The following is a 12,897-nucleotide window of genomic DNA, read 5'->3' as shown; positions in this document are numbered from 1 at the left end:
TAGCCTTAACAAATAGATAACATTTTCAAAAAAATCAAATAATTAATTTAAATTACCTAAGGGATTGTATCGTTTCTCTATTAAACTCAAGAAATGAAATCTCACCATTAAAAATAATAGAATAGCTTTATAAAAAAGGCGCCTTAACTTTAACAAGTTAAGGCGCCTCTTATTTTGCTTAAAGCTATATCATTAGCTTATAGGCTATTTGTTTAGCTAGGATCTGCAATTTTAACCGCAGTAGCGTCAAACACAGTAGTCATTGCTTCTGTTGGCGGTGTAAATTTAGTTAAATCAATACCTTCAACAGCTGCTTTGTATTCTGCAATTGATGGGAAACGACCCAAGATTGAAGAAAGCACAACTAACGGTGTAGAACCAAGTAAAGATTCACCTTTTTTCTCAGCAGTATCAGCAACAACACGACCTTGGAATAAGCGAGTTGACGTAGCAATTACTGTATCGCCTGGTTCAGCTTTCTCTTGGTTACCCATACATAAGTTACAGCCTGGGCGTTCTAGGTATAAAATGTTTTCGTACTTAGTACGAGCAGCATCTTTTGGATTTACATCATCGAATACAAAACCTGAGTATTTTTCTAAAATTTCCCAATCGCCTTCAGTTTTAAGCTCATCAACAATGTTATACGTTGGTGGAGCGACAACTAATGGTGCTTTAAATTCAATTGTAGTACCTTGTGCTTCCATGTTACGTAACATTTGCGCGATGATTTGCATATCGCCTTTATGTACCATACAAGAGCCAACAAAGCCTAAATCAACAGACTTGTCTGCGTAGAAAGAAACAGGACGAATAACATCATGCGTATAACGCTTAGATACATCATCGTTGTTTACATCAGGGTCTGCAATCATTGGCTCATCGATAGCATCTAAATCAACAACAACTTCAGCGTAGTACTTAGCTGAATCATCTGGTGATAATGGAGGTTGCTCGCCAGACTTAATACCAGCAATACGTGCATCAGCAAGGGCGATTAAACCAGCTAACATGCCTGCTTCATTGTCCATACCCTTGTTGATCATTATTTGGATACGGCTCTTAGCAATTTCTATAGACTCAACTAACGTTTCGTTATTAGAGATACAAATAGACGCTTTTGCTTTCATTTCTGCAGACCAATCAGTAAAAGTAAACGCTTGGTCAGCTAATAAAGTACCGATATGTACTTCAATTACACGGCCTTGGAAAACGTTTTCACCACCAAATTGCTTAAGCATTTGTGCTTGTGTAGCATGTACTACATCACGGAAATCCATGTGATTTTGCATATTACCTTTAAAGGTTACTTTTACAGACTCAGGAATTGGCATTGCCGATTCGCCTGTTGCTAGTGCAATTGCAACCGTACCTGAATCGGCACCGAATGCTACACCTTTAGACATACGAGTATGCGAGTCACCACCGATGATGATTGCGCGATCATCAATAGTTATATCGTTTAATACTTTATGAATAACGTCAGTCATTGCGTGGTAAACGCCTTTTGGATCACGTGCTGTGATCACACCGAAAGCGTTCATAAATGCCATTAACTTAGGCGTATTTGCTTTTGCTTTGCTATCCCAAACTGAAGCGGTATGACAACCAGACTGGAATGCACCATCAACAGATGGAGAGATAGTAGAAGCAGCCATCGCTTCTAATTCCTGACAAGTCATAGGACCTGTAGTATCTTGTGAACCAACAATGTTTACTTTAACACGAACGTCACTGCCTGCATGTAAAGGAGCATCTGAAGCAACACCTACAGCATTACGGTTGAAAATTTTCTCAACAGCAGTTAAACCTTGGCCTTCATGAGAAACTTCTTTTGCTAGTGCATAGATTGCAGGTGCTTCAATACCTAACGTTTCTGCCGCAAATGTTTGTATTTTTTTACCAAAAGTTACCGCGTAAGAACCACCCGCTTTCATGAACTCCATTTTTTGTGGCGTAAATGCCGAAGCAACGTCAACTAATTCTTTATCGCCGTTGTATAATTTTTTAGCTTGAGTATCAATTGTTAATACTGTGCCTGTTTCTACAGAGTAAGCTTCTTCTAATACAGGGTCGCCGTTTGCATCAGTAACTGTGTTACCGTTTGCGTCAACTTTCTTAACCCAGTTTTTAAGGTCAAGACCAATACCACCGGTTACATCAACCGTTGTTAGGAAGATTGGTGCTATACCGTTAGTACCTGCAACTACAGGTGCAATGTTGATAAATGGAACGTATGGAGAAGCTTGCTCACCTGCCCAAAGTGCAACGTTGTTAACACCAGACATACGAGATGAACCAACACCCATAGTGCCTTTTTCAGCAACTAACATTACTTTCTTGTCAGGGTGCTGTGCTTGAAGTGCAACGATTTCTTGTTGTGCTTCTGGCGTGATCATACATTGGCCATGTAATTCACGGTCAGCACGAGAGTGAGACTGGTGACCTGGCGATAATAAATCAGTAGAGATATCACCTACACCTGCTACGTAAGTTACTACGTCAATTTTTTCAGAAACGTCAGGTAGTTTTGTGAAAAATTCAGCGTTTGCGTAGCTTTCTAAAAGTTCTTTAGCAACGGCATTGCCTGCTTTGAATGCTGCTTCAAGACGGTCGGTATCAGCTTCGTATAAGAATACTTGAGTTTTTAATACTTCAGCGGCAGGTGTTGAAACACTTGTATCATCAGATAATGCTAAATCAAGTAATGCGGCAACTGAAGGACCACCTTTCATGTGAGAAAGTAATTCAAAAGCGAATTCAGGTGTAATTTCTGCAACAACCGCTTCACCTAAAATGATTTCTTTTAAGAATTTAGCTTTTTCGCCAGCAGCACTAGTAGTACCTGGTAATGTGTTGTAGATAAAGAAGTTAAGAGAATCTGCACGGTACTCATTCCCTTGGTCTTTAATTTGCTCGATGATTTCGGCTAATAACTCAGCACCATCAATTGGCTTAGGCGCTAAACCAAGATCCGTCTTACGGCTTTCAATTTCTGCTATATAATCTAAATACAGGCTCATTCGATTCTCTCTCGCTTTAATATGCTAAAACCATGCAAAAACTAACATGATAATTAACAAGGACAAATTTTTACGTTAGTTTACCTGATTTTCCCGCTACTAGGAATCATTTGGTAAAATAAGCGTTATTCATACTCGTGATAGGCTTAACCGTTTTTCTTTTCAAAAAAATAATTGCTTAACTTCAATAAAATATCAAGGGGATAGCTGTTAACTTTAGAAGAACATTTATTCTTTTTGCATGCTTTATGAACAGTAAGTGCCTGTGTATTGATTTTTAGAAGCTTGATCTGTATCAATTCATAAACTACCAAAGTATGAAGTTCTTTGATAAAATGCGCGCCCTTAAATAGACTATCTCAGAAAATATTTAAGATACTTTTACTAATAATCTACAGCACTGGATTTACGATTCAGCTAGTTCAATGGAGTACACATGAATACACCGAAAAACACTACCGCTAATAGCATCACAATTTGCGCTCTTTATAAGTTTGTTCGTTTAGATGCGTTTGAAGCATTACGAGATCCGCTTATTAAAAAAATGACCAGTGTTGATGTTAAGGGCACTTTGTTATTAGCAGCAGAGGGTATAAACGGCACCATTGCAGGCCCGCAAGCAGGTATTGAAACCGTATTAGCTTTTTTAGCCGAACAAGAAGGTTTAGATAACATCTCGCATAAAGAGTCTTTTGCCGATGAAAATCCATTTCACCGCACTAAAGTAAAGCTCAAGAAAGAAATTGTTACCATGGGCGTTGAAGGTATCGACCCTAACCAAGTGGTAGGCACTTATGTAAAACCGAAAGATTGGAACGCGTTAATTTCTGATCCAGAAGTACTTCTTGTCGATACGCGTAATGATTATGAAGTTGAAATTGGTACCTTTAAAAATGCAGTTAACCCAAACACCGAAACTTTCCGTGAATTTCCAGAATATGTAGAAAAAAACTTAGATAAGAACAAACACAAAAAAGTGGCTATGTATTGTACTGGTGGCATTCGCTGTGAAAAATCTACCGCGTACTTAAAAGAACAAGGCTTTGAAGAGGTTTATCACCTTGAAGGCGGCATTTTAAAATATCTTGAAGAAGTACCAAGTACTGAAACAATGTGGGAAGGCGAATGTTTTGTTTTTGACGGCCGGGTTGCAGTAAATCACGACTTAGAGCAAGGTAAATACGACCAGTGTTTCGCTTGTCGTTTTCCGTTAACAGAAGAAGAAAAACAAAGTAAACATTACGTAAAAGGCGTTAGTTGTCATCGTTGTTACGACAAAGTGACTGACGAGCAACGTAACCGTTACGCTGAACGCCAACGTCAAATTGCCTTAGCAGAAGCGCGTGGTGAAAGTCATATTGGTGGCGATATTAAACATATCATTGAAGAACGTCGCCAAGAAAAAAATGATAAGAAAGCTCAACAAGCTAAAAAGTAACTACGCCTTAAGGCCTTTGCGATTACTGTAGTCGCTTAATGAACATAAAAGGGTTAACCGATAATAATCGATTAACCCTTTTTAATAACCATTAAATTATTCAGTTATTACTGAAGCCGAGTTTAGGTTATTTAAACACGTAGTGTCTTGATGTGATTTGGTTATGTTATTTGATTAAGGTATGCAGCTGCGCCAAGTAAGCCTGGTTGACTCTCAGTAATAATATAAGTTGGCGTATTTTTATTTAAGTGGCTCATACGGCCTTTTGCTTCAAAACGATCTCTAAATTCACTGTTTCTGACATACTCAACAAACCTAGGCACTATGCCTCCTGCAATATAAACCCCACCAATTGATCCCGTTGTTAATACTAAATTCCCCGCAAAACTACCAAGTATTTTACAAAATTGTGATAATGCTTGTTTACATGTAACACAAGTATTATTTAAAGCATTGGTACTGATGTCTTTAGCGGTTAGTTTTGCTGATTGAGGATCTACTTGAACGTTATTAATCACTAATAATGCGGCATATATTTGTTCTATTCCATAGCCAGAAAGTAACTGTTCATAAGAGATACGTTGTTTAGTTTTTTGTAGTTCTTGAAATATTTTTATATCAAGTTCATCTACTGGAGCAAAGTCGATATGACCGCCTTCTCCTCCTAGACAATGCCATTGATCATTAATATTAACCAAGTTGGCAACACCTAACCCAGTACCAGGCCCACACACGGCGATAGGGAGATTTTTAGCTGCTTCACCTTGACCTATTTTTATTTTTTGATTATCACTTAAAGCAGGAATTGCCATTGCTATTGCCGTGTAATCATTTATTAAGGTTAAGCTGTTTAACTTTAATTCAGCTTTAAGTTCTTTTTGCGAAAATTTCCAAGGTAAGTTGGTCATAGCAATTGCATCAGTGTCAACGGGGCAGGCTATTGCCAAACATGCATTGATAGATGATGTTAGTAATTCTTTTTCGGTTAAATATTGACGAATAACATCAGATAACAATGGAAAGTTTTTACATTGATATGTTTCAATTTCACTAAGAGTATTATTTTTATCGGTTATGGCTAAGCGGATGTTGGTACCACCAATATCGGCAACTAAATTAACGATTTTAGTGTCTGGTAAATTAGTCATTTTAAATATTTTTCCTAGTTAAAATTTATAAGTATTAATTTCCTATTATTTACAAAATGCTAATAACAGAATCTCGAACAATAAGTGTGGGTTCAAAAAAATGAGTAATTTCAATATCACTTTGTTGATAAATATTTTTTAATACTAACTTGGCTGCCATGTGACCCATTAGGTTTACTGGGTTATCTATCGTAGTCAGTTTTGGGTAGGTGTGCTGCGAAAAAATAATGTTATCAAAGCCAATTATTGATAAGTCTTGTGGCAGCGAAAAACCTTGCTCACGTGCATAAGTAATAGCCCCTGAAGCCATTTCATCATTAGCGCAAACTAGGGCAGTAAAATGTCTTTTATTTTTAATAAAGTACTCTAGGCCTTCACTACCTCCGGTTTCTGAAAAGTCACCTTCAAAATAAAGAGTATCATGAAAAGGGATTTTGTATTCAGCTAGCGCTTTTTTATGACCCGCTAAGCGACATTTTGCATCAGATTTAAATTGAGGTCCTGCAATATACGCTACAGATGAATGGCCCTGGGTGATTATTGATTTGGTGGCTAAATAACCACCTAACTCATTATCTAAACTAATGCAGTTTTCTTTAATTTCTTTAATATAACGGCTCATTAAATAGACAGGGGTATTACCTTTACATAACTCAATAAGGTAGTCATCACTAACGGCTTCAACATGTAAAATAATAGCATCGCAGTTTCGGCTGATCAAAAACTCAATCCCCTCAGTTTCTTTATCTTCTTCACTGTGCCCCGTAGTAATAATGACGTGTTTACCTGCTAACCTTAATTCTGACTCTATACCTGCCATCATTTGACCAAAGAATGGACCATGTAATTCAGATACTAGAATGCCAACACTGTTTGTTCTATTAGAGGCAAGAGATTGCGCGATAGAATTTGGTCTATAGTCTAATTCAGCCATGGCATCAGTAACTTTTTGGCGTGTTTTATCACTCACCCGAGAGTTATTATTAATGACTCGTGAAACGGTTGCTAACGAGACTCCAGCAAGTTTTGAAACTTCATATATTGTCGCCATTTTATTCCTGTTTTATGTCATCTAATGCTATTAAACTATAATTTATGGCAAAATATTAGCATGTTTTTCGATAGCTTAACTAGCAGACATTACTTTGTATTAACGCCAAGGATCAGTGCACTGTATTCGTGTTCTATTTTAGCGCTTGATCAGCTTGTTTTTAATTCGTGTTGAATAGTTATTATCTTTTGTTCGGTTAAAGTGTATTTTGTCATGACCCAAGCAACTAAAATGGAACCCATTGCAGGGAATAAAGTAAATGATAAAAGTATCCCTTGCTTAGCTGCTTCTGTTTGCTCTATATCTGCTTGATAATTATAAAAAGTTAATAACCATCCCGCTAAAGCACCACCAATAGCTACACCCATTTTAATAAAAAATATTACGCCAGAGTATACTAAGCCAGTGACTCGTATCCCTGTTTTTTTATGACCATAATCAATGGTATCTGTCATTTTTGCCCATAACAGAGGAGATGCCATATCAAGGAAAAACTTCCAAGCGATAAAAGCGACAAAGGCTAATATTGTTTGGTCAGCAGGAATGAAAAAACTAAATAAACAAATAAGTGCGGATATGCTTTGTAAAGCAATATAGGCTTTGATTTTGCACACTCGTTTAGCGAGGTATTGTGCAAAGGCACAACCTACCATACTACCAATAACGCCAAGGGTGAGGAATGAGGTGATTAAGTCTTCTCTGCCAAGAAAATATTTCACATAATATACTGCCAACGTTAAACGAAGTACTTGCCCAGTAAGTAGAAAAAATGCAGCAATACATAAAATTCGCCATTGATCATTTTGCCAAAGAGATAGTAAGTTTTCTTTCATTGAAGAGTTTTGGTCTACAGGTGCGACAACACGCTCTTTTGTGCCTAAAAAACATAATAAAAACAGTACAACACCTAAACTGCTCATTGCTACCATGGTTAATTGATAACCTTTTGCAGTATCGCCTTGACCAAACCATTGCACCATAGGCATTGTGGTTGCTGCGACAATAACACCACCTAGCATGCCAAAAACAAAGCGATACGACTGAACGGTAACTCGCTCTTTCGCGTTATCTGTTATAACACCTCCCAAGCCGCAATATGGGATATTAATAGCGGTATAAGCAATCATCAACAAGGTGTAAGTTACAAAGGCATATATAACTTTGTTATTGCCAGTTAAATCTGGCGTACTAAAGGCAAGTATACTTATTAAAGCAAAAGGCAAGGCGAGCCAAAGTAGGTAAGGGCGGAATTGCCCCCATCTCGTTCTCGTTTTATCGGTTAAATTTCCCATTAATGGGTCTGTAATGGCGTCAATTACTCGAACAAATAAAAACATAGTTCCTACTAACGCAGGAGACAATCCAACAACGTCAGTATAAAACAATAACAAAAACATCATTACCGTTTGAAATATAATATTACTGGCGGTATCACCTAAGCCATAGGCTATTTTTTCTCTTATGCTGATCATTGTTATCTGATTCTCATTTTAATTATTATGCTGAGCCGTATTTTATGTTTTGTCGTAAACGTAAAGAAACACTTAAGATGCCGCTACAGCCTCTCTGCGTTTTTCTAAATCATCGCCTATTTGTTGATTATCTTGACTGGTTAAGGGGTAAAAAATCATTAATAAAGCACCAGCAAACGCAAAGCCTGCAGGAATCCAGCTCATAAGTAATTGCATACCAGGTAAAGATGCTTCAATCGTTGCTTTGTTCATACCGTCGTAACCATAACCAGCAAGCACTACTAAGACTAATGCACCAGCAAAGCCTCCCCCTGTTTTTTGTACAAAGGTTCCCGCTGAATAAATAAGGCCTGTTGCTCTGCGCCCATTTTTCCACTCAGAATAATCAGCAGAGTCTCCTAGCATGGTAAAGAATAATGTTGGCATTATTGCTGCGAAAAATTCAGCACTACAACCTAGAATAAAAATGGCGGTTATGTTTCCTTGAGGAACCCAATAAAAAGCGCCTGTAAGTAAGCCACTTAAGATAAGTGAGGTAATAAATAGTTTACGTTTTCCTAATTTATTTGAAAGGTAACTTGTTGATAACGCCCCCAGTATAGAAACGAGCAGTAAACCAATAAAGTATTGACCAGCCATTAGCTCATCACCTACATAGTATTTAAAATAGTAAGCAACAGTGCCATATTTTATGCCATTAAAAAGCATAGTTAAAAAGCCCATGCCTAGTAATATTAACCAAGGTTTATTTGTGAGTAGATCAACCATATCTCGTTGAGTTCCACTTAAATCTTCAGATGTGTTTTTAATTAACCTCTGAATAAAGAACCACATAGCTCCCATTACAACAACGAAAAATGTACCGCTATAAATTTCACGGTAATAGAAAAATAATGTCATCGCCAATAAGGGCAAAATAATAAAAGGAAGGTTTTTACTTAAATCGAGTAATTCTGACTTTAAATTGGTCGACTCATCTATTGTTGGCGTCACACGTTCTTTGGTGCTTTTGAATGTTATCAGCATCAATATCATTAACAATGAAGCAAAGAAATACATAGTATATTGATAACCAATAGCACTATTACCATCACCAAAATAGGCCACTAAGTCAGGTAAAAAACCCATAACAAGCAAACCGCCAGCAAAAGCGCCGGCGAAACGAAAGCCAGATAAACTAGTTCGTTCGGTATCACTTGGCGTCATTACGCCCATTAATGCTGAATAAGGAACATTATTAAGTGTATAGGCAAGTGTTAACCCGATATAGGTGATATAGGCATAGATTAATTTTGCGGTGTAACTTAAATCAGGAGTTGTAAAACTAAGCACCATAAAAAGTGCTAAAAGTGGTGTAGACCATAATATCCAAGGACGAAACTTTCCCCAACGCGTGTTGGTTCTATCGGCAATCATTCCCATAATAATATCGGTAACACCGTCGGATAAGCGCACGACTAAAAATAGCATAGCGGCTGCAGCTGCAGTTAAGCCGAAGGTATCTGTGTAAAATACGGCCAAATAAGCTAAAGCGCCACGCCAAACTAAATTAGCTGCAGCGTCGCCCATGGCGTAGCCAACTTTTTCATAAAAGGGGAGTTTAGTCATCAGGTACCTATCGTTCTTATTGTTGTATTTAGTATTATTTTTATAGGGTTGATTTTTTTGTTGTTGCGTTATCAGTCTAACCCTGTATTTAACATTATTATGTATTCTGAATTATTTTTAATTGCTAATGTTGTCAGAAATAGTGTGGTTTCACACCATTTCTCTGCTTACTTTACGATTATCTATTTGTTATTAATGCTTTATACGCGAGTCCGCTTGATTTTATGGTTCTTTCTTGAGTGTCGTAATCAACATAAACAATACCGAAGCGTTTTAAATAACCCTCAGCCCATTCAAAGTTGTCCATTAAACTCCAAGCAAAATACCCTGATACATTGACGCCCTGTTCAATTGCATTATGCACAGCATTTAAATGCGCTTGGTAATACTCAACACGGTCTTGATCATCTACAGAGCCATTAACCATTTTATCTGCCATGGCTGCACCATTCTCAGTGATATATACCGGTGGTAAACTATATTTTTCATTAAGTGATACTAGTAATTCAGTGAACGCTTTCGGGTAAATTTCCCAACCGATATCTGTACGAGGTGCAGGAGGATCTATTTGGAAAAAATGCTCTTCTTTATCAGCGCGATAAATAGCTCGGGTATAGAAATTAATACCTAAAAAGTCTAATGGATGAGTAATAATATCCATATCACCTTCATGAATTTCAGGGTGATTCTCAATAGGAAGTTGTGCCAATATTGCAGGATATTCACCATCAAATAATGGTTTTATGTACCATTGATTAAAATAATCATCGGCAAATGATGTTGCTTCAATATCTGCTTGTGAATCTGACTCAGGATAACAAGGCGTAAAATTAAGTACGATACCATTAAGTGTGTTCGGACTATTTTTAGTTAACACCTGCATGGCTAAACCATGAGCGAGTAATAAATGATGGGCAGCTTTTTTACCGAATTCTTTACCTACAATGCCAGGTGCATGTATGCCAACTTCATAGCCTAAAAAAGCACTACAAAAAGGTTCGTTTAGTGTCGCGTAAGAGTAAACGCGGTCACCAAAGGCTTTTGAAATTAAATCAGCGTAATCCCTAAACTTATAAGCAGTATCTCGGTTTAACCAACCACCTTTGTCTTCTAAATGTTGAGGTAAATCCCAATGATATAGCGTTACAAATGCTTTAATGTTTTTCTTTGCTAAAGCATCTAAAATATTGATGTAATAGGCAACACCTTCAGGGTTTAAATCACCTGACTCGGTTATAACGCGGGGCCAAGAAATAGATAAACGGTAAGCATCAACGCCTAATGAGTCAATTAACTCAATATCTTCTTCCCATAAGTTAAAATGATTACAAGCCGTTTCGCCATTTGATCCATCTACAACTTTATTCGGGGTGTCGCAAAACGTATCCCAAATACAAGGAAGTCTTGAGCTTTTACCACCTTCTATTTGAAAAGAAGCTGTAGCCACACCATAGACAAAATCATTCGATAGCATTGAAGAGTTAGTTGGTAGGGTAATTTTTTTATTCATTAACAATTTACCTATTTATGTAAGCCAGTTTCTTTGGCAATTATCTCAGTGTCATTTTAAGTACGCATAAACAAAAAAGGTTGTAAAAAGTATTTAAATGTTCTTTAATGTTAAATGTAAGCGCTTACATAAAGATTAGTGCTTTATCGGACATAGGTCAACAAATTTAATAAAATTTCAAATTAATCAATTTTAACTGTTTAAGTTACGTATTTATTTTTATTTGGATAATACTTACATAACAATTAGTTAATAATAAAAAAACAAAGGAAATTATTACAATGCATATAGATGCTAGCGCTGTTACACAGCCCCAAGGTACGCCCGAAAACAATAATTATGCCTTTGCACTTTCGTCATTAACTACATTGTTTTTTATGTGGGGGTTTATTACTTGCTTAAATGATATTTTAATTCCTCATTTAAAAGGGGTATTTGACTTATCATATAGCCAAGCAATGTTAGTTCAGTTCTGTTTTTTTGGCGCATATTTTCTTATTTCATTGCCAGCTGGCTTTATAGTAAAGAAACTTGGCTATCAAAAAGGCATTGTGATTGGTTTGCTAGTCGCTGCAATAGGTTGTTTGTGCTTTTATCCAGCCGCTTCTCTGCATAGCTATCCAGTTTTTCTATCTGCTCTTTTTATTCTTGCTAGCGGCATTACGTTATTACAAGTATCAGCAAACCCATATGTAAGTATGCTTGGTGATGCTAAAACCGCTTCTTCACGTTTAACTATGACCCAAGGTTTTAACGCCTTAGGCACTACAGTTGCACCATTTTTTGGTGCTCTTTTAATTTTAAATCAAGCTGCTGATGCGTTAACGCCACAAGAGTCTGCTGCGTCGGTACAAATGCCTTACATCTTTTTAGCTGCGTTGTTATTAGCTTTGGCGGCTATTTTTGCTTGGTTAAAGTTACCTCATTTAGAATCAACGGAAGAAGAAACAGCTTTAAGTGCCGAGGAAGGTAGTGCATGGCAGTACACTCATTTAGTGTTGGGCGCGGTAGGTATTTTTGTTTATGTGGGTGCTGAAGTTGCCATTGGTAGCTTTTTGGTAAGCTTTTTAGCTGAACCTACAATAGCAGGCTTACAAGAGCATGAAGCAGCTAAGTACATTACCTATTATTGGGGTGGTGCCATGGTAGGTAGATTTATAGGTGCAGCAGTAATGCAAAAAGTAGCGGCAGGTAAAGCTTTATTTGTTAATGCCAATGTTGCGGTGCTTCTTATTCTTATAGCCGTGTTTTCTTCAGGAACCATTGCAATGGTTTCAATCTTACTTGTTGGTTTATGTAATTCAATTATGTTCCCAACTATTTTTAGTTTAGCTATTCAAGGTTTAGGCAAACATACTAGCCATGGCTCAGGCATTTTATGTTTAGCTATTGTCGGTGGTGCTATTGTTCCTCTTTTACAAGGGTTTTTAGCTGACTTTATAGGTGTTCAACCCGCTTTTTTATTACCAATATTATGCTATTTATTTATTGCTTATTACGGTATATCGGGTAGCAAAATCAGACAATTAACTAATTAAACTAGTATGTTTCATCAAATTAACGGTATTAAAATGAAAATAATAATGGGTACAGCTATGTTAACGAGTAAATTGAGAAAAAATAGAACCAGTCACTTTAGTTTTAATC

General features: G+C 37.0%; 8 protein-coding genes. 2 read left to right on the top strand and 6 right to left on the bottom strand.

Going from position 1 to position 12,897, the window contains the following annotated elements; translation table 11 throughout:
* Positions 1-212: 212 nt before the first annotated feature.
* Positions 213-3,023 carry a bifunctional aconitate hydratase 2/2-methylisocitrate dehydratase gene (locus tag KO502_RS10620; RefSeq protein ID WP_216022547.1) on the bottom strand — a complete coding sequence of 937 codons (2,811 nt, stop codon included), beginning with the start codon at positions 3,021-3,023 and terminating at the stop codon, positions 213-215.
* A gap of 436 nt (positions 3,024-3,459) precedes the next feature.
* On the opposite strand from KO502_RS10620, the gene KO502_RS10615 reads away from it, so the two are divergent.
* The gene (locus KO502_RS10615) at positions 3,460-4,461 is read left to right on the top strand and encodes a rhodanese-related sulfurtransferase (protein ID WP_216022546.1); all 1,002 of its coding nucleotides are present in this window, start codon (positions 3,460-3,462) and stop codon (positions 4,459-4,461) included.
* A gap of 161 nt (positions 4,462-4,622) precedes the next feature.
* Here the strand turns inward: KO502_RS10615 and KO502_RS10610 are convergent, their stop codons facing one another.
* The 5 genes from KO502_RS10610 to KO502_RS10590 form a co-directional block, all read right to left on the bottom strand.
* Positions 4,623-5,609: a glucokinase gene (locus KO502_RS10610; RefSeq protein WP_216022545.1), complete on the bottom strand. Its 987-nt coding sequence runs from the start codon at positions 5,607-5,609 to the stop codon at positions 4,623-4,625.
* A gap of 49 nt (positions 5,610-5,658) precedes the next feature.
* Positions 5,659-6,660, bottom strand: a complete 1,002-nt coding sequence (locus KO502_RS10605; protein ID WP_216022544.1) for a LacI family DNA-binding transcriptional regulator — start codon at positions 6,658-6,660, stop codon at positions 5,659-5,661.
* Between the two features lie 149 nt (positions 6,661-6,809).
* Complete coding sequence (locus KO502_RS10600; RefSeq protein WP_216022543.1) at positions 6,810-8,132, bottom strand: glycoside-pentoside-hexuronide (GPH):cation symporter; 1,323 nt, start codon at positions 8,130-8,132, stop codon at positions 6,810-6,812.
* Positions 8,133-8,204: 72 nt separating this feature from the next.
* Positions 8,205-9,740 (bottom strand): MFS transporter, encoded by a 1,536-nt coding sequence (locus KO502_RS10595; protein WP_216022542.1) that lies wholly within the window; start codon positions 9,738-9,740, stop codon positions 8,205-8,207.
* A gap of 178 nt (positions 9,741-9,918) precedes the next feature.
* A complete protein-coding gene (locus tag KO502_RS10590) occupies positions 9,919-11,250 on the bottom strand; it encodes a GH1 family beta-glucosidase (protein ID WP_216022541.1) in 1,332 nt (443 codons plus the stop codon).
* 281 nt (positions 11,251-11,531) lie between these two features.
* Here KO502_RS10590 and KO502_RS10585 point away from each other — a divergent pair, with 281 nt between their 5' ends.
* Positions 11,532-12,788, top strand: a complete 1,257-nt coding sequence (locus tag KO502_RS10585; protein ID WP_216022540.1) for a sugar MFS transporter — start codon at positions 11,532-11,534, stop codon at positions 12,786-12,788.
* Positions 12,789-12,897 lie beyond the last annotated feature (109 nt).

This window comes from Colwellia sp. E2M01 (assembly GCF_018860585.1).
Taxonomy (GTDB): Bacteria; Pseudomonadota; Gammaproteobacteria; order Enterobacterales; family Alteromonadaceae; genus Colwellia.
Note: the sequence above shows the minus strand (reverse complement) of the source record. Positions and strands in the feature narration are given on the sequence as shown.